The following is a 338-nucleotide window of genomic DNA, read 5'->3' as shown; positions in this document are numbered from 1 at the left end:
TATGGCTCAAATATCTTATCTTTTATCTTTTCACTTATCCCTTTTGCATTATCTTCTATTTGTACTATTGCATTCTCTTTTTGTTTATATACTCTTATTTTTACTTTTGCTTCTTCTATCTTTTTCTCTATTAAGGCATCTTTTGCATTTGACAATATATTTAATATACTTTGTGAAAATTCACTTGCAAAACCATATACTTCTATTTCCTCTTTACTAAACTCTTTTTCTATTTCTATATAGTTATGTTCAAATGTTGATTCTATTAAAAATATTGCTTTTTTTACTGTTTTATTTACTTCAAAATACTCTTTTGTTTTATTTGGTTTAAAAAAATT

Annotated in this window: 1 protein-coding gene; it reads right to left on the bottom strand. The window is 22.8% G+C overall.

Annotated features, from left to right (window positions below; all coding sequences use genetic code 11):
- A partial coding sequence (locus CP960_RS13610; RefSeq protein WP_133121166.1) for an ATP-binding protein occupies nucleotides 1-338 on the bottom strand: 338 nt, incomplete at both ends.

Origin of the sequence: Malaciobacter halophilus (assembly GCF_002837275.1) — a bacterium.
GTDB lineage: Bacteria > Campylobacterota > Campylobacteria > Campylobacterales > Arcobacteraceae > Malaciobacter > Malaciobacter halophilus.
The sequence above is the reverse complement of the archived record's forward strand: the minus strand, read 5'-3'. Positions and strand labels throughout refer to the sequence as shown.